This window comes from Alteromonas gracilis, assembly GCF_002993325.1.
In the GTDB taxonomy this organism is placed as follows: Bacteria; Pseudomonadota; Gammaproteobacteria; order Enterobacterales; family Alteromonadaceae; genus Alteromonas; species Alteromonas gracilis.
Window position 1 is genome coordinate 58,815 of the sequence record NZ_PVNO01000013.1, and the last position, 23,173, is coordinate 81,987.

Here is a 23,173-nt window from a genome sequence, read left to right on the forward strand (position 1 = left end):
GCAGTACTGGTCTATTCTCACCATTCAACCTATTGCTAAAAATGCCGAGTTTTAGCTACTTAGGCGTAAAAATCGATACCGCCTTTTGCTGCCCGAGTGACTGACTGCTCAATCACGCGCCCGTTCTCCATCTCATCTAACTCGTCATTACCGTTACGATTTCCGTCGCCACGGCCTTCATTCCCGTTACCTGCAAGTTGCTGGCCATTTTCGTTACCAGACGAATTATCTTTTCTCACCTGAGCATCACCTAACTCTATGCCCTGTTCAGAAAGCATATCCCGTAGCTTAGGCATCGCCTCAGCTAATGCCTCTTTTGCCTGCTGTGATTGGACGATAAAACTAACGCTCGCCGCGTCACCCGACACATTTACACGAACCTGCATACTGCCAAGCTCAGGTGGGTCTAAGCGAATTTCAGCCATGGTATTTCTGGCATTAACCATCCAGCGAATTTTTTCATTTAACTGCTGCTGACCTTCAGGCTTATGAATATTGACGGCTTTATCAAAACCCTCAAACTGCTGCTGAGATTTTGACGCTTCGGCTCGAAGCTGGTTGTTCTCATGCATAACAGTGTCGGTTTGCCCAAGCATGCTGGCAAAAGCCTGTTGAGCACTTGCTTGGGTTTGGTTCATTAAATTAAGAAATTGAGTGGCCTGGCTATCAACTCGAGCCGTCATTGAAGCGATAGCGTCGTTACTTACTGCAGCCTCTTTCGCTGCATCCGCTATGATAGCTGACAAATCAATACCAGGCTCTCTGCCTTGCTGCACTTGCTGCTGAAATTCGTTGATGCCAGCAATAATGTTTGCCTTTACACTCTGTTGTTGTGAACCACTTGGCATGCCCGCCACTATGCGTTCAGCAAATGCTTCCGTTGCCTTCTGGGCGCTTTGTGGCGACAACTCACTTATGGCGGTTAGAAGGTCTTTTGGCATTGCCCCAACCAGTTCATCGTTGGATGATTGCCCTTGGTCACTACTGGAGTTCGTTTTAAGACCTACGTCAGATGAAGTTGCATTATTGGCGTTTGTCGCTTTAGCACTAACTTCTTCAGTTTTTACTGACACCGTTGCCGCTGTCAATTCAGCAAGTGATGCTTCTACTTCTGAAGAAGCTTCGTCCAATGACAATTCCTGCATACTTTTAAGTTCATCAGAAAGCAGACTTAACACGAGGGATTCATCGGCTGAGTTTTTACCACTACTACCTTGCACTCCATCCCCTGCGCTTTCTTTTTGCTGCATGAGCTGTGCAATTAACGCAGTAAGCCCCTTGTCGTCATCAGAATTCATATCGGATTTAGCATTAGCGAAGGCATGTATAAGCGCACTGTTAGCTTCTCCATTGCCACCACCTTGTTCGCTTTTGGCATCAGCCCCAAGTAAAAGCGATGTTAAAGCACTAAGCGTTTGTTGTGCTTCGCTCGAAATAGACTCTAAGGTGATGTCACCTTCACTGCTGGTGTTGTTCAGCTGAGATAGTAGATGCGCCATTATTGAAGGGGCGTCACTGGCATTAACATCATCAGGAAGTTTCCACAATTTGCCGCTTTCTTTCACAGAAAGGACGTTCACTGCCTCATCTACAACTGCAGAAATATCATTGTCGGCTTTAGGGTTCGATGCACCTGAAGATTGCTCGCTATTGCCAAAACGATTTGCTACTGTTTCTACATAGGCAATCCAGTCTGGCTCTTCATTTTGATTTCCAGGCTTACCGTCTGGGGTGCCTGGTGTGGTAATAACACCCGCTTCGGCGTCTTTTTTACCACCAGCTTCAATAACGAATTGTGCCTCGGTTGCCGTTTTTTGAGCCGTTTCACCTTGTGCGTCATCCACTGCGAGGTTTACATCTCCCTCTTCATCAGTGGTTTGCTGTGTTTTGGCTGATTCTCCGTCTTCTGCAATCTCTTTTGAACCTATTTCAGCGTTTTTTTCTTTTGTATCCGCCACTGAATCGGAAGGCATGTCCGTTTCATTCTTTTCAACGGGAAGATCAGTGTGACCTGCATCACGATCTTTACCGCTTTTCATCGTATTATTAGATGCTGGAGACGCCGCATGGGTGTCGTTTGAGCGGTTTGCTGCACGAGATTGAGAGCCCAAGGTCTCGTTGTCATTTAAAACAAAATCTGATTTGCTCGATTTCGCTTCTTGATAAAGTCGATTAAATGCTTGGTTATTTTCACTGCTTGCCTCTGGCTGGGTGCCAATACTTGTTCCAACGGCTTTAGCCGTACTAGAAGCAGAAAAGGGTAATGCGGCAATGTCTGTTTTTTGTGCGGCAACTTGTTGCATATTGTCCTACCGTCCTACATTTAAATCGTCTTTTACAAAGAAGACGTAACATGATGCGAATAATGTGTTTGGCTTTATACAAACCATTTAAAACCTAGTTACTCGCAACCCCACCAATGCTTATTAAATAACAATTACTTAGTTCGATTCGGATACCCTATATGGCTATCGCTTGGCGTTAAATTCTATGCTCGCTCTCTATAAAATTAGTACTTTATTATGTGTGTAAAATTTCAAAGAAACGCTGCTAAACCTTAATAACCACTGCACTGTAATTGCTGCGCATCGATACATTGTATGTTGGTTTTGCAAGGGTTGAGCCAAAGTGACCAAGGCTCTATCAATTATTAGAAAGGAGAGCGCTTAGCTCTGAAAAATCGTTGGGTAGCGAACTCGTCCATCATGGCCTGTTCGGCTTTGGCTTCTTTTTTCTGCTCTGCTATCTTCTTCTTATCTAACAGCAAAGTAACGGCTTTAACTTTTTGCTGTTGCTTTAACCACATTTGTTTGCGCTGGTCCGCGGCCATTTGCGCACGAGCGATCACTTGCATTTGCTGCTCACACGCTTTATCCAATTTCCCAACAAAAGATAAATGTTGCTGATAATACGTGGCGGTTACACCTGCCTGACCGGTTTGTTGAATACCTTTGACATAGTCGATGCGGTATTGCTCAAGACTGGTTAACTTTTGCTTTTGCTGATTAACGTTTTGCTGAGCCTGCTGATAAAAGCGCGCTTCTCGCTGTTCTTTTTCACGCTCGAATTCGGCTAAACGCTCTAATTGTTTAGACATTGTAGAGCCCATCAGTTAGGGATTCTGAGCACATGCGCATTGCTCGCCGAGCGTATCTTATTGTAATGCCCATTACCCTTGTCCCAGTCCTTTAGCCAGAGCGGCCATGCCTTCTAAGCTTTCATCATAAGGAATGACTTGTTTCATTCCTTGCTGCAATAACGCATTGATCGCAGGTTCCGCACGTATAGCTAAATCAATACGCGGGTCAGAGCCTTTAGCGTACGCCCCAATTGATATTAGGTCCTGATTTTGTTTGTAATTTGAATAAACTTGTCGAATACGCCGGGCCATTAACTGATGCTCCTCACTGACCACCATCGGCATAACACGACTGATGGACGCTTCAATATCAATAGCAGGATAATGACCACTATCGGCGAGGGTGCGAGACAAGACCACATGGCCATCTAAGATTGCCCTTGCTGCATCGGCAATGGGATCTTGCAAATCATCACCTTCGGTCAAAACAGTGTAGAAAGCCGTTATCGAACCCTGTCGCTCGCTGCCATTGCCCGCCCGTTCAACTAAAGCAGGAAGTCGAGCAAACACTGAAGGCGGATAACCTTTGGTCGCTGGTGGCTCACCTACCGCGAGCGCAATCTCACGCTGCGCCATGGCATAGCGAGTTAACGAATCAATCAGCAACAGTACCTTCATGCCTTTGTCACGAAAATACTCTGCGATTGTCACCGCGGTCTCGCAGCCTTTTAATCGCATTAACGGCGACGTGTCGGCAGGCGCGGCTACGACCACCGCGCGCTGACGCTCTTCTTCGGTAAGTATTTCGTGAATAAATTCTTTAACTTCTCGACCACGCTCACCAACAAGACCAACGACCACTACATCGGCTTCACAACCTCGGGTCATCATGCCTAACAGCACACTTTTACCCACGCCACTACCAGCAAAAAGCCCCATGCGCTGGCCAACACCAACCGTATTCAATGCATTAATGGCGCGTACACCAACGTCCATAGGGGTATTAATTGGGCGACGAATGAGCGGGTTCATTGGAGGACGTGTGGTTGGTGCTCTGGCCTCAGCATCGATTTCACCGAGCCCGTCAAGAGGCTGGCCATTACCGTCTACGACTCGCCCTAGCAACCCCATTCCTACTGGTAAGCCGCTTTGGCGATTTAACGGCATGACGCGACTTCCTGGCACAATGCCCCGGACAGCTTCAGTCGGCATAAGATAGGTAATGTCGTCACCAAAGCCAACGACTTCAGCCTCTATTTCACCCTCAATGGTTTGAACCAAACACTGACTTCCCACTGGCAACTGACAGCCAACGGCCTCAAGCGTGAGGCCAATACCTCTTACAAGTTTACCGGCAGCTACTACAGGTGGCGAGGTAACCTGCTTGGTTAACGATTCAAAATGATTGTGCCACGGGCTAGTCATCAGACAGCCCTTGGTTTAATAAAAATTTATCGATGACATCGCGGCAGCGACGTTCAATTGACACATCAACGGCATTTTGAGTGGTAGTAATGTCACACCCACCGCGTTCCATAGCTGGCGCTTCAACAAGGTTCCAGCCTTTATTAGCCACTTCTTCATCGCTAAAATGGGACTTAACCAGCTCAATATCTTCAGGGTTCATGTGAATCTGATAGCTGGCTTGGTTGATAGGCAAGGCTTTGATTCCCTCACTCAACGCTTGAAGAATGACTTGTTGATTGGTACTGACTTCTGTCTTTATCACAGCTTTAGCTAGGGTAACTGCTAGTTTAACGAGCTGGTCCCGTGTGGTGTCGTTAGCCTGAGAAAGCGGTTCATGCAATTTTTCAGCAAGTATTTGCCACACTTCTGCCTGCGTAGCCATCTGCTGACGTCCTTCGTCTAATCCCTGCTCCAGTCCCTCTGCATATCCTTGCTCTTTTCCTTCTGATAAACCAGCTTCGAGCCCTTCGCTTTTGCCTTCTTCAAAACCTTTTTCTTTGCCTTCCTGATACCCTTCATCATAAGCAGCTTGTCTGATAGCTTCGATTTCTTCAGCAGTAGGAGGTTTTATTTCCTCCTCGATTTCTGGGGGCTCGTATTTCCAATCTGAACGCTTATTAAGTGCGTTAGTGGGCTCGTTTTCCCTTGTTGAAGTAGGATCTTCTACAAAGGGTAAATCCCATTTTTTGGCCTCGTTAATCTCATTTTCGCTGAAACTTTTGTTACCGGTCATATGTTTACCTAGACGAGATGGTTCAGGGTGTTAAAAGCTATTCCAGTAGTTAACTACAGGAACTCTTCACCACCACCGCCACCTAGCATAATTTCACCTGAGTCAGAAAGTCGACGGGCGACAGAGAGAATTTCTTTTTGTGCCGTTTCAACTTCACTAATACGTACTGGGCCAAGCGCTTCCAAATCATCAGCAAGCATTTCAGCGGCGCGTTTAGACATGTTCCGCATAATTTTATCTTTAAGCTCTTCATCGGCGCCTTTAATCGCCTTAAGCAGCGCGTCTTGCTGAACTTCTCGCAGAATCGCTTGAATACCTTTGTCGTCCACATCGACCAAGTTGTCGAATACGAACATAAGGTCCTGAATCTGTTGACTCATTTCTTCGTCCTGCTCGCGGATAGCATCCATGAGCTGGCCTTCTATCGCCGTATCGAGATAGTTCATGATGTTCGCCGCTGACTTCAAGCCGCCCATTTTGGCTGCTTGCGTTCCGGCTTGACCTGCAAACTGTTTCTCCATGATCTCGTTAAGTTCTTGTAGCGCCGCTGGCTGAACTTCTTCAAGGTTAGCAATACGCATCAAGAGGTCTAATCTAACTTTCTCCGGGAACTGCGCCAAAATTTCCGCGCTCTGCTCCGGCTCTAAGTAAGACAATACGATAGTTTGAATCTGCGGGTGCTCGTTGCGAATTATGCTGGCCACCTGCTTAGAGTCCATCCATTTAAGTGAATCTAGACCTTTAGCGCCGCTACCCATGAGGATTTGGTCGATTAGATTCGCTGCTTTATCTTCACCTAAAGCTGCAGTAAGCGCTCGCTTCACAAAGTCTTGGCTCTGGAAGCCTATCGTGCTGTAATTCTGAATCTCTTCAATAAAGTGTTTGTGAACTGACGTAATTTTGGTTTGCGTCATGTCGTCCACTTTGGCCATTTCAGCACCTAGTTTTTGAACCTGTTTTGGCTCTAGGTGCTTTAAAATTTGTGCCGCGTCTTCTTCAGATAAGCTCAGCAGTAAGATAGCCGCTTTTTCGACACCTTCTAATTTACTGACGTCATACGACGGCTCTGAAACATTGGCAAGTTCTTCAGCCATAATCTTATCTCACTACTCGTCTTGCATTAACCAACCCTTCACTACTTGGGCTGATAATTCAGGTTCATTAGCCACTAGGGCGCGCACTGCTTTAAGCACATCTTCATCCTTGTGGAGGTCTGGTAACATCAGCGAGCCGTCAGGCGCGAAGCCAACCTGCCCCTCATCGAAGTCTGACGTTAGCATGCTAATGGTGTCATCGCCTAAATCAAGACCTTCATCAGCATCAAACTCATCGGCCTCGTTAGACTCGTCAGGGTTGATTAGACGACGCAGCATTGGACGAATTACAAAGATGATAAGTACTATTATAACCAAGCCACCAACAACTAGCTTAAGAATTGGCAGAAATCCTGGTTGCTCCCAAAGCGGCACATCCTCAATTTCCCCTGCGTCCATGCGAGTAAACGGAACACTGACGACTTCTAGCGAGTCACCACGTGTGACATCGAAACCGATACCACCTTGTAAAAGTCTGCGAATATTTAGAAGTTCTTCCTGTTTGCGCGGCGTTGGTGTCATAGCGCCGTCTTCACCAGCGACTTGAGTATAGTCGACGGCTACAGACACGCTTAGTCTTCTAATAACGCCGGTTTGCTTTTTGGTATGGCTAATTGTGGTATCAAGCTCGTAATTACGTGTTGACTCTTTTGCGGTACGACCCGGCATTGTTTGCTGAGCACCACCGCCTGCGTTCTCGGGAATAGTAGAGTCAAGTGGAGGTTGGTTTGATAGCGCGCCTGGTATGCCACCAACGCCGCCACCCACGCTATTCTCTTCCATTATCATTTCACTTCGAACCGCAGGAAGGTCCGGATTATAGCTACGCTGGGTTTGTTCAATGGCGGTAAAGTCCATCGCCACATCGGCTTGAGCGGTATAGTTGCCGATACCAAGAACGGGTATCAAGATTGCGTCAATTTTTTCTAAGTACTCTTGCTCGCGCTGGCGCTCAATTTCATATTCTTTTCTTGCACGAGAACTCAGTGAGTCTTGTGAACCAGAGTTAAGCAAACGGCCGTTACTGTCGGTGACCGTCACTTTTGAAGGCTCCATGTTTTGCACGGCAGACGCTACAATATCAACAACAGCGTCCACTTCCTCACCAGCAATCACTGCACCGCGCTTCGCCGTTAAAACAACCGTGGCCGACGCTTTCTTTTCTCTGCGCGCAAATACATTTTCTTTTGGCATCGCCAAGAGAACACGTGCTTTTTGAATACTGGCGATATCTTCGATAGTAGCGGCAATTTGTTGTTCTCGTGCGTGCTTCAGACGCTCCATTTCAACGCGTTGGCTGACTCCAAATCCCATATCCTGCATGATGATATCGGTACCAGCATCAGATGTTTTTGTTAACCCTTGGCGGGTCATACCCAAACGAATATTTTGAAATTCATCGCTTTTTACGTAAACAATGTTTCCTTCAAGCTTGTATTCGATTTGGTTTGCGTCCATGTAATCCAGAGTTTCGATAAGCTCCTGGGTTTCCATTTTTGCAAGAGGACGATAATCTGGCTCTTGAGACCAAATAAGAATGAAAATAGCAATGGCCACACAGATAACGAGTACAACGACTAATGCCATTTGACGCATCATGTCAGCGCTGCCTAACGTATCCATAAAGCCAGATTTATTTTCCGGCTCGTTGTCTACCGTTTGATTTTGATCAGGAACCGTTAGGTTTGTACCTGTTGCTTCAGCCATAACCTACTCCACCTATACCGGCATGTTCATTATTGTTTTATAGGCTTCAAGTACTTTATTTCGTACTTGAACGGTCGCTTCAAAGGCAATGCCTGACTTTTCTTTCGTTAGCATTACCTGCGCTAAGCTAAGGCTAGGGTCCCCCATTTCAAAGCGTTGTTGTACGTCTTTGGACTCTAGCTGCATACTGTTCACGCCATCTACCGCATTTTTAAGCATGGTCGAGAAATCACTTGCAGAGCTATTGATCTCAGTAAGCGACTGCTGCTGTTGAGGCTCATTAACTTGAAGACGAGTTTGCCCAATCATGTTTTGCATTTCTTGATACAAACTATTGGCTTTAACGTCCATACCTACTCCTAGTGTTTCTTTGATAACCGCCTAATTGATGGCGAAACGCATTATATAGAAGCGATTTTGCAAGGGTCTTGCCAACTTTTAAAACCCATTAAAATCATAAGGATAGAAAGCAAGAAAGGAGAAAAGCCAAATTAATGACGTTGTTTCAAGGAGCGGGAACAAAAAACCGCCGCCTTCTACACAACAGAGGCGACGGAAAGATAGTTAAAAGAACGATGGATGGAGCCGCTAGCCCTTACGCGGGTACTTCAATGCCGTCTTCACGCATTCGAGCAAGCTTATAGCGAAGGGTTCGGGGGCTGATACCTAGCTTTTCAGCCACGTCTTTTCGTTTACCGTTACACGATACAAGTGTATCAAGGATAATTTGATGCTCTTGATAACGAAGCTCAGAGCCTAGTTTGCTGTCTTCAACATATTCTTGTGCCGCCTCTAACGGTGCGGACATATCTTCATCAATCATAAGATCTGTGGCGTCTATTTCCTTATTTTCACACAAGATTAACGCACGCTGTACAACGTTTTCGAGCTCCCGCACGTTACCTGGCCAAGCATATTGAGACAGCTTATTACGCGCAGCAGCGCTCAAGCGTATTGTGCCTAACCCTTGCGAACTGGCGTGACGCTGGACTAAATGCTCAGCAAGAGGAACAATATCGCCTGGACGTTCACACAATGGTCGCCATTCAATCGGAAATACATTCAAGCGGTAGTATAAGTCCTCTCTGAACTCTCCCGCATCCACCGCCTTTCTTAAGTCTCTGTTGCTCGTGGCAATGACACGCACATTGAGTTTTACGGTTTTGCGGCCACCTAGTCGCTCAACTTCACGCTCTTGTAATACACGAAGGAGTTTAGCTTGCAGCGCCAAATCCATTTCGGTAATTTCATCAAGCAACAGCGTACCGTCTTGGGCTTGCTCAAACTTGCCAGGGCACGCTTGAATAGCTCCGGTAAACGCGCCTTTTTCATAGCCAAACAGTGTAGCCTCAAGCATGTTTTCAGGAATTGCTGCACAGTTAATGGCAACAAAAGGGGCATCATTTCGCGGCGACTGATCATGAATATAGCGAGATAACACTTCTTTACCGGAACCACTAGGCCCCATTACCATCACAGTAGCGTCTGACTTTGCCACCTTACGGGAAAGCTCTAATAGCTTGAGACTTGAAGGGTCAGCTACAATCGGCGTGCGCGATATTATTTTTTGCGCAGGTGCATATCGCCCTACCAAATTAAGAAGCACTTCTGGCGCAAAGGGCTTAGATAGGTAATCGGTCGCACCATCTCTCATAGCCTGAACAGCATCGTCGATAGTGGCGTATGCAGTCATTAGCAACACAGGCATGTTAGGATATTTCGCTTTAATGTTTTTCAAAAGCGTAAGTCCGCTCATATCGCCCATTTGAATATCGCTCACCACCAAATCGACAGCGTGTGATGACAACATTAAAAGCGCCTGCTCTGCACAGTCAGCCTCTACCACATTATAGTTGCCAAGCAACAGCGTATCCAGGAGTGCCTCGCGTAAACCTGCGTCATCTTCAACAATTAAAATAGTAGTTTTAGACATGATTTTCTCCTATGACTTACGCAACGTGAGTCAACGAATTTGATGATTGGGTATGGACTTTAAAAGGTAAAGAAATACTAAAGCAGGCACCGCCCTGAGGCATGTCTAAAACACTAAGTGTACCGTTATGTGCATTCACCACCGATTTTACGACCGCCAAGCCCAAACCCGTACCGTGTGTTTTGGTTGTAAAAAACGGCTCAAATATTTTGTGTTTTAGCGAGTCAGGGACGCCAGGTCCCTTATCAACAATAGCGATATTTAAGCGTTCATTATTCATCGTTGCATTGACAACGATTCGCTCGCCTTTGCCAGTGACCTGACTGGCATTATGAATAAGATTTAAAACCGCGCCTTGAAGTGCAGTGAGATTTCCCGTTAACGTTGCTTCTTGATCAAATCCAGAAAAGAGGAGGGATTGCTGTGCTTGCGTTATCATTGATTGAGCGCTTCCTTCAACTGACGCTAAAAGATCGCTCAAACTAATATTAGTGACCACCTGCTCTTCCCCCGATTTTGCGAAAAGCAGCATGTCGTTAACCTGACTCTCTAACTCTTTAAGTCGATCGCTCAGTTTATTTGCAAATTGTGTTTGCGCCTCTTCCCCTAAGCCTTTACGAGTTAGATTTGAAGCGTAAAGCATGGCAGCAGAAAGTGGAGTGCGTATTTGATGCGCCAGCGACGCAACCATTTTTCCAAGAGAAGATAAGCGCTGCATATGACTGACTCTAGCTTGTAGCTGTCGCGTTTCCGTCAAATCAGTAATTACGATAAGCTGCCCTGGTTCATTTTCAAGCGGCGTAATGGATAGCTTTACACGACGTCCATCGACCAATGAAACTTCATGGCCATCGTCGGCTCTCGGTTTGAAAGAACGTGTAATAATACGACGCCACACTTCCTCTTCTAGCGGCTCACCCAAAAGGGCCTTCGCCTGTTCGTTTGCCTGTCGAACCACGCCTTTGCCATCAAGAACAATTACGCCAGCCGGCATTACTTGAAGTAAATGCTCTAACCTGCTTGCCTGCAAACGCAATGAATCAATATCATCATAACTTGAGCTACAACCCTCGGCACGTGGCATCGCTGCCTCGACACTATCTAGTGCATAAGCTGACGTTGTGTAATCAGTAGAATGTGTGGTGCTGTCAAAAGCCATATAACCCTCGTCAAATTGCAGACGTTGTTCACTATGGCTTGGAGAAAGCAGGAGGCGTGCCAACTTCAAATTGATATATATTTCAAATATATACGAGGATTTTTAGGGGAAAGCGTAACGTCAATTACCTGACATTACGCATCTTCGGTGCGTTGAATATCGTACTTCCGCATTTTCTCAACAAGGGTTGTTCGCCGCATTCCAAGTTTGTCGGCAGCTCGCGCTACGACCCACTCTTGGTTGTCTAGGGCTTGCCGTATAAGGTTCACTTCAAGCTCAGAAAGATACTCTTTGAGATTAACGCCTTCCTCAGGTAATTCAGAAGAAACCAGGCTATTAAAACTTTGATTATTTGACTGGTTGATGCCCTCTTCAGGCTCTTGTGCAGCCGCTTCAGCAAACAACTCGTTAAATGCCTCACGCTCCAGAATCTCTTCGGGATAATCAGGTTCGTAAACTTGTACATCACCATACTGATATTTTTCAGGCAAATCGGCGATGTCCACAATTTGTCCGGGATAGAGAATTGTTAGTCGCTCTACTAGATTCGATAGCTCTCGAACGTTACCAGCCCAGTCATGCTCCATCAGAGACGCAATGGCTTGCTCAGTAAAACGCACGGACTCAACGCCATCGCCCTGAATACGACTGTTCAACTCTTGTAGTAATAAGGGAATATCGTCTTTTCTTTGCCTTAAGGCAGGGCTGTCAATTGGGAAAACATTGAGGCGATAGTACAAGTCCTCGCGAAACTTATCTTCACTGATCATGGTTTCTAAATTGCGGTGGGTCGCCGCGATTATGCGAACGTTACACTGCAGAGGCTTGTTTCCCCCTACCCGCTCGTACGTGCGCTCCTGAAGAACACGCAGCAATTTCACCTGCATTTGAAGGGGCATATCGCCAATTTCGTCAAGAAATAGCGTACCACCTTCCGCTAATTCGAAGCGCCCTTTTCGCGCGCTGATCGCGCCTGTGAAGGCCCCTTTCTCATGACCAAACAATTCACTTTCTAACAATTCACCAGGAATGGCACCGCAGTTAACAGGTATGAAAGGACCGTCTTTACGCTCTGACAAAAAGTGTACGTTACGGGCAACGACTTCCTTACCCGTACCAGATTCACCTAGGATCAATACTGTGGCATCGGTAGGGGCAACTTGTTCTACTAAGCGGCGAACAATTTGAATTTGCTCGCTTTTGCCGATAAGGCTTCTAAACAATCGCGTTTTTGTACCCGCGGTGCGAGACAGGCTGGGTTTACGTCGAGAATATTCTTGGCAGCGATGAATAGCCTGAGTTAAAACGGGGTACGTTAATGGGGTTGCTATAACGCTAACTAAATTATGAGCCGCTGTCGCTTGACTGTTATTTTCAACCAGTGCAACAAAAGGTATGTGTGGAAACTTCTCAACCAAGTTGCTTACGATGGTTGAAGAGACATGTTCAATAAGAACAGCGTCAGCACCGCTATCTAGCAAATAGCGTTCACATTCACTAAAGCCTCGTGATTGACACGACTCTCCCATGAACGTAACGATAGTTTCTAAGTTTTGAATAAGTTCCTGGTTGTCACTAACCAGCAAAATGTTCTTCATCAATTCCCCGAGGACGCTTTGTTATTATTTACAGTTTAGCGCATTTCTAAATTGTAACGACAAAAGATCGGAGCGCAACCGCTGATTTGGGAAATGTATCAATAAAAAAAGCAGGTTACCCTGCTTCTTTCGATTAATAAATAGTGAATTTCGTTAAAAATAACCTAACTTAGTAAAGACAGAACCTGTCCTTCTTGCTGATTAGCCTGCGCTTGAACGGTAAGGGCAGCTTGCCCTAAAACATCGTTAGATGCGCGCTCTGATGCTGCTTGAGCAAAATCTAAGTCTTGGATTCGGCTTCTCGCTTCTGCAGTATTAATGTTCGACTGAGTAAGAGAACGCGCTGCACTTTCAAAGCGATTTTGCGTTGCGCCTAAATCGCCACGGGCGCTGCCCAGTGTTTCGATTGCTGCATCAGTTGCATCTAGTGCATCCTCAATACTTGTTCCCGCCGTTACATCGATCGCGAGCACATCACTTAGCTCTGAAGATATATCTCGCGTGTTCACGCTTATCGATTGCCCAGCACTTGCCCCTGATTGAAAATCAAGTGTACCGTTTTCAGATAATAACGGTTTGCCAGCGAAGTTGGTCTGCTCAATGGTTTGCGAAATATTTTCTTGCAGCTGCGTTATTTCAGATTGAATTGCACGACGATCGCCACTGCTTAACACTCCACTGCCCGACTGTAAGGTAAGCTCACGAATACGGTTAACGTCGTCATTTATGCTTCCGAGGCCGCCTTCTGCGACTTGCGCAAGGGAGATGCCGTCATAAACATTGTTTATTGCCTGACGGCTGCCCTCTACTTCAGAGGTGAGACGATCGATGATTTGCTGGGCTGAAGCATCATCTAGCGCGTTATTAACTTTCTTGCCGCTGGCAAGCTTCTCCATCAAAGACTCTTGTCGCTCTTGCACTTGACTGAGAATAGAAGACGTTGAGCTATTAACTTGCATGATACTTTCCTAAGTTTTATAACCCCTATAGTTTAGCAGAACACTGAATAAAATATAGTCAACCATTTGTATAATGATTAATACCTCTGACGTATAAATTATACGCTCATGTAACTGTTTGACTTGCCGATAAGTTTAGCGTGTACAATTCATTTATTTTCAGAGAATAATATTATGACAACTGTGGTGACCTACGGCACCTTCGACTTATTCCATATTGGGCATGTACGACTTTTAAAGCGATTACATAGCCTCGGTGATAGGCTTGTAGTTGGGTTATCCTCTGACGAATTTAATACCATCAAAGGTAAAAACGTCGTTATTCCTTATGCTGATAGAAAGGAAATATTGCTTTCTTGCCGTTATGTCGATGACGTATTTGAGGAGAACTGTTGGGAACAGAAACGGGAAGATTTAAAAAGAGAAAACGCTGATATCTTTGCAATGGGTGATGACTGGATTGGAAAGTTCGATGATCTGCAAGATATCGTTAAAGTTGTGTATCTGCCACGTACACAAGATGTCTCTACTACTGAACTTAAAACCGTTATCAGTGAAATTCAAAACGAAAAAATTCGCCAACTGAAAAGTCTAACAGAGCATTTAAATGCGTTAATGCAGCGGCTTTGAGTTCGTTATCAGATTTGAGCTAGCCTTTTTTGAACGGAACAAGTAAATGAACGTAGCTATAATCCCCGCAAGGGGCGGAAGCAAACGCATTCCTAAAAAAAATATAAAACCGTTTTGCGGTAAACCTATGGTTGCCCATGCAATAGAAAACGCGTTGGCAAGCCCTTATGTAGACAAAGTAGTGGTTTCAACAGATGATGAATCTATTGCGAACGTAGCAATAGATTATGGTGCTGAGGTGCCATTCATGAGACCTGCAGAATTGGCAGATGATTACACAGGCACTAGTCCCGTAGTTCGCCATGCTCTGAGCACTCTGTTAGAAAAAGGCTGGGATATAAATTATTGCGCCTGCGTTTATGCAACATCGCCTCTTCTGACCACATCATTAATTAATTCTTGCTATGAAATGCTAATGAACGCTGACAATACAGACTACGTCTTTACAGCGGCAAGATTCTCATTTCCAATTCAACGTGCGATATTACAAACCGAAAATGGCGGCGTAAAACCTTTTGACGATTTTGGGATTACTCAGCGCTCACAGGATTTACCACCAGCCTTTCATGATGCAGGACAGTTGTATTGGGGCCATCACAAAACCTGGCTTGATACTACCAAACGTATTTTTGGCGCAAACTCGAAAATGGTAGTAATGCCAGACCACTTAGTGCAAGACATTGATACACCTGAAGATTGGGTTAGAGCTGAACTGCTTTACAAGCTTTTACAGAGCGAAAACGTAGAGTGAGGATTGTTTTTAGGGTCGATGGTACGGCCCAAATAGGACTCGGCCACGTTATGCGTTGCTTAACCTTGGCCACACAATTACTTCCCTTACACAGCATAACATTCCTGTGTTGCGCGCTGCCTTTAACTCTACAACAACAGATTCAGCGTGCTGGAATTGCAATATTAACCACGCCATCGCTTGATGAAGGCGAACTGGAAGATAATGCTTCGGCGGTCTTAAATGAAGTAGAACAAGCCTCTCATGCAACTCACTGTATAGCGCTTCTTGATGACATGAACGATGAGTCTATCGACATGCTTATAGTCGACCACTATCAGCTATCAGCTTCGTTTAGTAAAGTGATGCGCAGTCGCTGCAAACATATTGTTGTCATTGACGATTTAGCAAACCGCCAACACGACTGTGACGTGATTTTGGACCAAAATCTCTTTGAGGACTTTGAATTCCGATACGATCAGCTTGTCCCTCCTCATTGCCAAAAACTCTTAGGACCCGAGTTCGCTATTTTAAGAAATGAGTTTTACCGCGCACCACCAATGCCTAGAAATGACAATCATATTCTAGTCTGCTTTGGCGGCAGCGACCCTGGGAATTTAACAGAGCGCGTCGTTGATGTTTTGATTGAATTAAAGTCTTTAACTTTTTCAGCCGATATTGTTGTCGGAGCGGCTTATTCCAGCGTTAATGCGCTTGAAGCAAAAGTTGAACGCCTACCTAACGCGAAGCTTCATGTCGCTTGCGGTCACATATCCGAGCTTATGAAATCCGCCAACACAATGATTGGCGCTGGAGGTTCGATGCACTGGGAGCGCGCGGCATCGGGGGTAGCGGGCATAATTATCACATTGGCTGATAATCAAGTTGAAACGACGCGGTGCTTGCACGAACGGCATTGCTGTTTGTGGCTAGGAGCATGTGACGAGGTCACAAACGAAGATATTAGCAAGGCCGTTGAATTTGCGATAAATTCGCCGCAAGAAATGCGTAAACTAGCAAACAACGCGGTATCTTTGGTGAGCGCAAACAAAAATCCATCTTTTGTAATGGATACTATATTGAACATTGTTACGAGGTAGTCATGAAACCAATCACAATCGGTGATATTCAAATTGGTCCGGGTCTCGCTCCCTTTATCATCGCAGAAATGTCTGGAAATCATGGACAATCATTAGAAAAAGCCTACCGACTCATTGATGCAGCTGCAGAAGCTGGCGCACATGCCATAAAATTGCAAACCTATACGCCAGACACGATCACTTTGGATTGTCATGAAGGCGAATTTTTTATTGAAGACCCAAATAGTCTTTGGAAAGGAAACTCTTTGTATAACCTCTACAAAGAGGCGATGACGCCTTGGGAATGGCATAAGGAGCTATTCGACTATGCCAAAGAGAAAGGCCTATTGGCATTTAGCACGCCCTTCGATTTAACCGCTGTCGACTTCCTAGAAACATTGAATTCTCCTTGTTACAAAGTAGCGTCTTTTGAAAATACTGACCACGCTATCCTAGCGGCTGTAGCAAAGACAGGGAAACCCGTTATTGTCTCTACAGGCATGGCTAGCCAGGCAGAAATAGCCGAGTCTGTTGAAGTACTTCGTTCCAATGGGTGCAATGACATCATATTGCTTAAGTGCACCAGTAATTACCCAGCGAACCCGGTAGACGCCAACTTAAAGACAATTCCTCATTTGAGCGAACTTTTCGACTGTCACGTTGGACTTTCCGATCATACTCCGGGGGTGGGGGTAGCTGTCGCTGCGGTGGCACTTGGTGCAACAGTCATTGAAAAGCATTTTGTTTTAGACAGAAACGGCGGAGAGGTTGACGCAGAATTTTCTCTTGAACCCCATGAAATTAAGCTGCTTGTTGAGGAAACGGCGCGGGCAGCGGTAGCAATTGGAAAGGTGAGTTATGGCGCCACCGAGCGAGAAAGGGCTTCGTTGGTACACCGACGCTCTTTATACATTGCCGAAGATATGAAAGCCGGCGATACATTAAATGCAAAGAATTTACGCTCTGTTCGTCCAGGACTTGGACTGCCTCCCAAATACCTTCCCCTTTTGCTTGGAAAGCAAATCAAGTGCGACGCACTAAAAGGTACCCCTATGAGTTGGGAGCTACTGTGAGATGAGAGCCATTCTGTTCGGTGCAAGTAAGGCCGGAGAAAACTACGTTTCTAATCACCCAGATATAGAAGTCGTGGCATTCACGGATAACGATAGTGCGAAACACGGAACTCGTTTTATGGGTTATCCCATCATTGCACCCGCAGATATCAATACTCACGATGTCGACAGCATAATAATCACCAGTCAGTGGGTTGATCAAATCTATTCCCAGCTTACCGAAGAAATGGGTATTGATGAGTCGAATATCATTGTACCGAGTAAGCAGTCGGTAAAAGCTGCCTTGCCTTTCGAAGACAATGAAACGTTAGCCTTTGCCCAGTCCGTAATGCGTACGCTAAATCGATACTTCGTTTCCCACAACATTTCAGCGTGTCTAGATTCTGGAACTTTATTAGGTGCTGTGAGAAATAAAGGGCTCATACCTTGGGATGACGATATAGATTTAGCTGTAGATAAAGACAATTACGAAAGGTTACAGGCATCGCTACCTGAGCTTCATAAATTATTAAACACAAACTATGACGTAAAATGGAATATCGTCATTATCACGGTCAACAACATAGACTGTTGCATCAACCTAGAGTTTAGTAATTCATCACACACCCAATTAGTCCCTTTTGATATAAGCATACAGCGCAGAGAGTCGATAAATGGTTTATCTGAACTCTTGTCCTCGGGCGGGCTGTTTTTTGCCCCCGCTACACATTTCGACAGCTACGAGCCAATCGAGTTTTTAGGTGAAACCTTTCTTGCCCCATTCGATGCAGAAGGCTTTCTCACATTTATGTACGGACATTGGCAAACGCCCAAAAAGACGACACAAATTACGGAATACGAAAATAGAAGAGCATCGATGTCAGCACCTAGAACAGGTATAAGCGTGCAAAAACGCACGCTTTGTGAATGAGCGTGATGGTTAAGGTGTCAAATTAACGTGAACGTATTACTTTCAAGTGCCAGCAATAAAGTTCCACTATTAAAAGCGCTTCAATGCGCAGTTAAGCGTATCGATGACAAAGGCATAGTTACGGCGGGAGATTTAAGTAGCCAAGTACTCACCCGACACTTTTGCGATGTTTTTTGGCAAATGCCACCCATAAAACTAGAAAACGCACATGAGATTATTGCCCAGCTCAAGCATCGAAGCATTACTCATGTTCTCCCAAGTAGAGACGGCGAACTGCTTTTTTGGGCAAGGCTAAAAAACGACCTAAAAAGCGCTAACATTCACGTACTTATTTCTAATGAAAGTGCAATTGAGCTTTGTTTAGATAAATTAAGATTCGGCCAATGCAGTATTCCTTTTATCATCCCTTCATTCGAGAGTATCGAAGAGGTGAAAACGGTTGTTCAGGACACTCAGCCATTGCATTATGTGGTCAAAGAACGTTTTGGTGCGGGTAGTAAAGCAGTTGGCCTTAATCTAAACGAAAACGACGCAGTCCAGCACGCTAAAGGTCTGTCCTCCCCTATTTTTCAATTATTCAAAACAGGTCAAGAAATTAGCGTAGACGCTTGGCTAACAAAAGATCATTTGGTTAAAGCGGCCGTGTGCCGTGTGCGAGACTTAGTTGTTAATGGTGAATCCCAAATTACTTATACTTTACCGAATTGCCCTTTTACAGCACAGGTGACACAGACACTTTCCAAACTAGCGCTGTCTGGCCCCGTTGTATTACAGGGCATCATAAATGATGGAGCACTTCACATCATTGAATGTAATTCACGATTTGGAGGCGCTTCAACGTTAGGTATCAAGGCGGGGGTTGATAGTCTTTATTGGAGCTTGTGCGAGAGTATAGGTGAAGATATCGATTCGTTGCCCGTAGATCTCGCATCCCACAAAATAACGCAGATTAGAGCTGCTACCGACTATTACCTATGATTTATATCTTCGACCTAGATGATACCCTTTATGATGAACGCCAGTACGTAGAGTCTGGCCTTGCAGCGGTTGCCTCATTTGTGGAAAAAACCTGGAATGTTGATAAGCGAAGTGGCTTTCAACAATTAGTTACTCTACTTGATCGAAATGGTCGTGGTCGAATTTTCAATGATTATCTAGCTCACCATGGTATAGCAGTCAATAAGAGAAATGTACGTGCCTGTGTTTCAGCATATCGCTTACACCAACCCACTTTGACTTTGCCCGACAATCACCTAACGTTGCTAGAAAGTTTGCCCAAGCCACTTTACCTCGTAACCGACGGAAATAAAGTGGTACAAAGTAAGAAAGTGGAAGCACTCAACATAGCGCACTACTTTAAGCGCGTGTTTGTCACTCACCGCTTTGGAGTGCAACATGCTAAACCTTCTACTTACTGTTTTGAAAAAATCAGACAAGCAGAACAGTGTCAGTGGTACGAAATGGTTTACATTGGTGACAATCCAGCGAAAGACTTCGTTAATTTAAATACACTTGGAATGCCGACTGTTCGGGTGCTAACTGGTGTTCACAAAAAAGCACCTGCCAAACCAGGATTCGATGCAAAGTTCACCATACAAAACCTAGATGAACTCCCAGCCCTCGGGCTTTGAAACGTGTTAGGCGGCATCTCAACATATTTAGTAAAAAAAAATCAGTGCTTAATCTACCTGCCAATAAACAACACGTTCTACCTAAATGCTAAGAAAACTACACCTTTAGGACTAATCCCACTCACCTAAGCGCATAGATTCTAAAGCTTTATGGCAAAAATGCCGACACATGATATATTGTGTTCATAACCATAAAAACAGCGGGCAAGCTATGTTCGATGGAAAATCGATTCTCATAACAGGTGGAACGGGTTCATTTGGCCATAAGTACACTGAGACTCTGTTAGCGAGATACAAACCAAAGCGCTTAATAATCTACTCACGCGACGAACTCAAACAGTTCGAAATGCAGCAAAAATTTCACGCGCCTTGCATGCGATATTTTATTGGCGATGTTCGTGACAGAGAACGTCTTAATCGCGCCATGCAAGGTGTTGACTTTGTTATACATGCAGCAGCTATGAAACAAGTCCCTGCCGCTGAGTACAACCCTACCGAATGTATTCGTACGAATATCGATGGTGCCGAAAATGTAATTAACGCTGCCATCGATAATAACGTAGAAAAAGTGATTGCGTTGTCTACAGACAAAGCCGCCAACCCAGTTAACTTATACGGTGCTACTAAATTAGCTTCAGATAAATTGTTCGTTGCAGCCAATAATATTGTGGGAGCCGGTGCATCTCGATTTTCCGTAGTGCGTTACGGCAATGTAGTGGGTTCTCGTGGCTCTGTGGTGCCTTTTTTCAATAAATTGATATCAGAAAACAGCGATCATATCCCTGTTACGCACAAAGACATGACCCGTTTTTGGATTACTCTTCAACAGGGCGTCGACTTTGTACTTAAAAACTTTGAACGCATGTTGGGTGGCGAGATTTTCGTACCTAAAATCCCATCTATTCGAATTACTGACCTCGCGACTGCAATGGCACCGGATATTCCAATAAAATATGTAGGCATTCGTCCAGGTGAAAAACTTCATGAAATGATGTGCCCTGGCGACATGTCGCTGCATACTTTTGAGTTCGATGACCACTTTGTTATTGCCCCAGCTATCAAGTTTTTCCACCGAAGCAACAATTTTACTAGCAATGCACTTAGCGAACAGGGAAAGCTTGTAGAGTCGGGTTTCGAGTACGTCTCAGACACTAACGAACATTTCCTGAGTATTGAGGAGATACAGAAGTTCAACGAGGAAGCACAATAGTGATTCCTTATGGGCGACAGCATCTTGATGAAGAAGATGTAAAAGCCGTTGTCGAAACCTTAACATCAAACTGGTTAACACAAGGCCCAGCAGTTCCTAAATTTGAAGCCGCTCTCGCTGATTACTGTGGCGCCGAATTTGGCGTTGCCGTAAATAGCGCAACTTCGGCACTTCATATTGCCTGTTTGGCGTTAGGTATTGGCGAGGATGACCTTGTTTGGACGTCACCTAATTCATTCGTAGCATCTTCTAATTGCGCATTGTATTGCGGTGCTTCGGTTGATTTTGTAGATATTGACCTGCAAACAGGCAATATGTGTATGAAAGCGTTAAAGCAGAAGCTTGAGCATGCCCAAAACATCAATGCACTGCCTAAGGTGGTTATTCCGGTTCACTTTGCTGGACAACCATGCGATATGGAGAGCCTCCACGTATTGGCAAAGCAGTTTGGCTTTTATGTTATCGAAGATGCATCACACGCCATTGGTGCTAAATATAAAGGCGCATTCATAGGCAGCGGGCAGTATGCTGATATTTGCGTTTTTAGCTTTCACCCAGTGAAGATAATTACCACTATGGAAGGCGGCATGGCCCTCACAAATAATAGTGAATGGGCAGAGAAAATGCGCATGCTGCGCAGCCATGGCATAACAAACAATCCAGAAGTGATGACAGAAGAAAGTCATGGACCTTGGTACTACCAACAAATTTCGTTAGGCTTTAATTATCGTATGACGGATGTAGAGGCCGCGTTAGGACTAAGCCAGCTAAATAAACTTGAAGAATTTCTGGAAAAAAGAAACGCACTAGCAGCACACTACGATAGATTATTTAGCGAATATGAAAACATAACACCGTTGAAGCAAAACACTGATGGATATTCCAGCTATCACCTTTATGTGGTTCGCATAGATTCGTTTACTGATAAACAGCATGCCGACCTTGTGACGAATTTACGTGAACAAGGTATTTTTGCGCACGTGCATTATATTCCTATTCATATGCAGCCCTATTACAAGAACTTAGGCTTTAAACTTGGCGACTTTCCAAATGCGGAGACTTACTATCAGCAAGCGGTGACATTACCGCTTTTTCCGGAGTTAACATTTGAACAGGTTGAATTTGTTGTGAAAATACTTGCTGAAGAGATAAAGCGCTAATTTAAAATCCGGTGTTCAGTCTTGTTTCATGCCAGACTGAGTGAGCCGTATTGATTGCAGCAAACATACTAGCATTTCCTTATTACCGAAATACAATCTAACGCTTTTATCCCCCAATCCATAATCTGCTGCTCTTCAACAATAAAGCCACTTTTTCTACAAATATGACGCATGTCTTCTGCGTTGAACTCGCTACGACAATGAGGATTTTTTCTCCAATTTTTGTCTGCTTTGAAATCTTGGTGTTCTCTAGCGTTTGAATGGTGTAGCACAGCGTAACCACCGATAGACAGGATGCGGGAAAACTCACTTAATATATAATCAACGCTCTTGTAATCGAAATGCACCATCGCATCCCAGCTGTAAATAAAACTCACGCTGCCACTGTCTGCCGGGATTTTTTCAGGCTTACTTATGCGGCATTCCACATTTTCTTTCTCGTCAAACCTTGAGGCACAATGACTGATAGCTTCTTGACTTGTGTCTACACAAATAAGTGACTCACAGTTACCGCTTAACAAGTCAGCAATTCGGCCTTTACCGCAAGCAAAATCCATTACTTGGGATAAATTGAAATGATATTTTTGCATCAAGGGCTCAAGATAGGTCTGAAACTGTACCTCATTATGTTCTTCTGCATCTTTATAATACTCGTTCCAATCGAAAGTATGGGGCTCATATTGCCCCTCTTCCATTACATGGTTAGCATTAAGTTTAACAACTCTGTTTGCGTTGACGCCCAGTTTTTTTAAGTGAAGCTCTATCTCATCGGCAAATTTTAAAGACGCTACAATAATTGGGTACGCTGGTAACCGAAGTAATGCGTCTTCTCGAACAAATTTAATGGCTCCCTCTTGCTTTGCAGACGTTATTTTTTTGTCCGTAACGTAAATAGTGCTAAAAAACCTCGTTACTTCTAATTGCTGTATGAATAACTGACCGATATCACCAGCACCGTAGATTATAACACCCTCGCTTTTTGGAACATCACCGAATGGAAAAAGATAAAACATATAAATCC

21 protein-coding genes are annotated in these 23,173 nt (G+C 44.8%); 9 read left to right on the top strand and 12 right to left on the bottom strand.

Annotation, left to right across the window (positions count from 1 at the left end; all coding sequences use genetic code 11):
* Positions 1-59: 59 nt before the first annotated feature.
* The 11 genes from C6Y39_RS04905 to C6Y39_RS04955 form a co-directional block, all read right to left on the bottom strand.
* Positions 60-2,303 (bottom strand): flagellar hook-length control protein FliK, encoded by a 2,244-nt coding sequence (locus tag C6Y39_RS04905; RefSeq protein WP_105930199.1) that lies wholly within the window; start codon positions 2,301-2,303, stop codon positions 60-62.
* Positions 2,304-2,650: 347 nt separating this feature from the next.
* Positions 2,651-3,097, bottom strand: coding sequence for a flagellar export protein FliJ (gene fliJ, locus C6Y39_RS04910; protein ID WP_105930269.1), 447 nt, complete (start codon positions 3,095-3,097; stop codon positions 2,651-2,653).
* A 72-nt stretch (positions 3,098-3,169) separates the two neighbouring features.
* Positions 3,170-4,504 (bottom strand): flagellar protein export ATPase FliI, encoded by a 1,335-nt coding sequence (gene fliI, locus C6Y39_RS04915; RefSeq protein WP_105930200.1) that lies wholly within the window; start codon positions 4,502-4,504, stop codon positions 3,170-3,172.
* On the bottom strand, positions 4,497-5,279 hold the full coding sequence (fliH, locus tag C6Y39_RS04920) for a flagellar assembly protein FliH (RefSeq protein WP_105930201.1): 783 nt from the start codon (positions 5,277-5,279) through the stop codon (positions 4,497-4,499). Before fliH ends, fliI begins: the two co-directional genes overlap by 8 nt.
* Before the next feature lie 53 nt (positions 5,280-5,332).
* The gene (gene fliG, locus C6Y39_RS04925; RefSeq protein WP_105930202.1) at positions 5,333-6,373 is read right to left on the bottom strand and encodes a flagellar motor switch protein FliG; all 1,041 of its coding nucleotides are present in this window, start codon (positions 6,371-6,373) and stop codon (positions 5,333-5,335) included.
* A gap of 12 nt (positions 6,374-6,385) precedes the next feature.
* A complete protein-coding gene (gene fliF, locus C6Y39_RS04930; protein ID WP_105930203.1) occupies positions 6,386-8,080 on the bottom strand; it encodes a flagellar basal-body MS-ring/collar protein FliF in 1,695 nt (564 codons plus the stop codon).
* Positions 8,081-8,092: 12 nt separating this feature from the next.
* Positions 8,093-8,431 (bottom strand): flagellar hook-basal body complex protein FliE, encoded by a 339-nt coding sequence (gene fliE, locus C6Y39_RS04935; RefSeq protein WP_105930204.1) that lies wholly within the window; start codon positions 8,429-8,431, stop codon positions 8,093-8,095.
* 244 nt (positions 8,432-8,675) lie between these two features.
* A complete protein-coding gene (locus C6Y39_RS04940) occupies positions 8,676-10,013 on the bottom strand; it encodes a sigma-54-dependent transcriptional regulator (protein ID WP_105930205.1) in 1,338 nt (445 codons plus the stop codon).
* A gap of 16 nt (positions 10,014-10,029) precedes the next feature.
* Positions 10,030-11,172 carry a sensor histidine kinase gene (locus C6Y39_RS04945; RefSeq protein ID WP_105930206.1) on the bottom strand — a complete coding sequence of 381 codons (1,143 nt, stop codon included), beginning with the start codon at positions 11,170-11,172 and terminating at the stop codon, positions 10,030-10,032.
* A 134-nt stretch (positions 11,173-11,306) separates the two neighbouring features.
* Positions 11,307-12,770, bottom strand: a complete 1,464-nt coding sequence (locus C6Y39_RS04950; protein ID WP_105930207.1) for a sigma-54 dependent transcriptional regulator — start codon at positions 12,768-12,770, stop codon at positions 11,307-11,309.
* A 164-nt stretch (positions 12,771-12,934) separates the two neighbouring features.
* A complete protein-coding gene (locus tag C6Y39_RS04955; protein WP_105930208.1) occupies positions 12,935-13,729 on the bottom strand; it encodes a flagellin N-terminal helical domain-containing protein in 795 nt (264 codons plus the stop codon).
* Between the two features lie 174 nt (positions 13,730-13,903).
* On the opposite strand from C6Y39_RS04955, the gene C6Y39_RS04960 reads away from it, so the two are divergent.
* The 9 genes from C6Y39_RS04960 (at position 13,904) to pseC (ending at position 22,152) form a co-directional block, all read left to right on the top strand.
* Positions 13,904-14,359: an FAD synthase family protein gene (locus C6Y39_RS04960; RefSeq protein WP_105930209.1), complete on the top strand. Its 456-nt coding sequence runs from the start codon at positions 13,904-13,906 to the stop codon at positions 14,357-14,359.
* 46 nt (positions 14,360-14,405) lie between these two features.
* Positions 14,406-15,110: a pseudaminic acid cytidylyltransferase gene (gene pseF / locus C6Y39_RS04965; protein WP_105930210.1), complete on the top strand. Its 705-nt coding sequence runs from the start codon at positions 14,406-14,408 to the stop codon at positions 15,108-15,110.
* Complete coding sequence (pseG, locus tag C6Y39_RS04970) at positions 15,107-16,189, top strand: UDP-2,4-diacetamido-2,4,6-trideoxy-beta-L-altropyranose hydrolase (protein WP_276309282.1); 1,083 nt, start codon at positions 15,107-15,109, stop codon at positions 16,187-16,189. Before pseF ends, pseG begins: the two co-directional genes overlap by 4 nt.
* A gap of 2 nt (positions 16,190-16,191) precedes the next feature.
* The gene (gene pseI, locus C6Y39_RS04975; RefSeq protein WP_105930211.1) at positions 16,192-17,241 is read left to right on the top strand and encodes a pseudaminic acid synthase; all 1,050 of its coding nucleotides are present in this window, start codon (positions 16,192-16,194) and stop codon (positions 17,239-17,241) included.
* A 1-nt stretch (position 17,242) separates the two neighbouring features.
* Positions 17,243-18,151 carry a LicD family protein gene (locus tag C6Y39_RS04980; RefSeq protein ID WP_105930212.1) on the top strand — a complete coding sequence of 303 codons (909 nt, stop codon included), beginning with the start codon at positions 17,243-17,245 and terminating at the stop codon, positions 18,149-18,151.
* Between the two features lie 27 nt (positions 18,152-18,178).
* The gene (locus C6Y39_RS04985) at positions 18,179-19,129 is read left to right on the top strand and encodes an ATP-grasp domain-containing protein (RefSeq protein ID WP_105930213.1); all 951 of its coding nucleotides are present in this window, start codon (positions 18,179-18,181) and stop codon (positions 19,127-19,129) included.
* Entirely contained in the window at positions 19,126-19,782 is a 657-nt protein-coding gene (locus C6Y39_RS04990) for an HAD family hydrolase (protein WP_105930214.1), read from the top strand. Before C6Y39_RS04985 ends, C6Y39_RS04990 begins: the two co-directional genes overlap by 4 nt.
* A 211-nt stretch (positions 19,783-19,993) precedes the next feature.
* Positions 19,994-20,992 carry a UDP-N-acetylglucosamine 4,6-dehydratase (inverting) gene (pseB, locus tag C6Y39_RS04995; RefSeq protein WP_105930215.1) on the top strand — a complete coding sequence of 333 codons (999 nt, stop codon included), beginning with the start codon at positions 19,994-19,996 and terminating at the stop codon, positions 20,990-20,992.
* A complete protein-coding gene (pseC, locus tag C6Y39_RS05000) occupies positions 20,992-22,152 on the top strand; it encodes a UDP-4-amino-4,6-dideoxy-N-acetyl-beta-L-altrosamine transaminase (RefSeq protein ID WP_105930216.1) in 1,161 nt (386 codons plus the stop codon). The genes pseB and pseC overlap by 1 nt, the downstream gene beginning before the upstream one ends.
* Positions 22,153-22,220: 68 nt before the next feature.
* On the opposite strand, the gene C6Y39_RS05005 is transcribed toward pseC, so the two are convergent.
* Entirely contained in the window at positions 22,221-23,165 is a 945-nt protein-coding gene (locus C6Y39_RS05005) for a class I SAM-dependent methyltransferase (RefSeq protein WP_105930217.1), read from the bottom strand.
* Positions 23,166-23,173 lie beyond the last annotated feature (8 nt).